Here is a 415-nt window from a genome sequence, read left to right as displayed (position 1 = left end):
TGTCAACCTTGTGGCAGAACGCACAGCCATCTCCAAAAGAGAGATCAAGCGCAGTGACTTCGAGCGGGTATTTACGACCCCTTATGGGCGCAAAGCGGGCGCAAGACTGAAGACCCAATACCGCATGCTGCCGCCGATCGGTCAGCTGGTTTCCGAAGTCTTCTATCCAGACCTCACATTGTCGGCTGGCCGCACTGCGCCCGAAATCGACGAACAGTGCCTGCCGAAGGAGCTGAACAAACCCCTCGCCTGGATCACCACGGACAGCCTGGGCGCTGCTGCATATGAACGCAAAGAAGCGAGCAGCAAGATCAATCCGGTCGAAGCCGACGCCATCGTTCGCCTGCTGGAGAAATGGCACGCGGAGGACAATTTCCGGCAGTGGCTTCTCACCCAGCAAATGCATCCCGTCGGC

1 protein-coding gene is annotated in these 415 nt (G+C 58.3%); it reads left to right on the top strand.

The annotated features are described in order from the left end of the window. Nucleotides 1-415: AAA domain-containing protein (locus tag EN862_RS34905; RefSeq protein ID WP_135913285.1), on the top strand; the 415-nt coding region annotated here is incomplete at both ends.

The organism is Mesorhizobium sp. M2E.F.Ca.ET.219.01.1.1 (assembly GCF_004016445.2).
In the GTDB taxonomy this organism is placed as follows: domain Bacteria; phylum Pseudomonadota; class Alphaproteobacteria; order Rhizobiales; family Rhizobiaceae; genus Mesorhizobium.
This window is presented reverse-complemented; position numbering and strand designations above follow the sequence as displayed.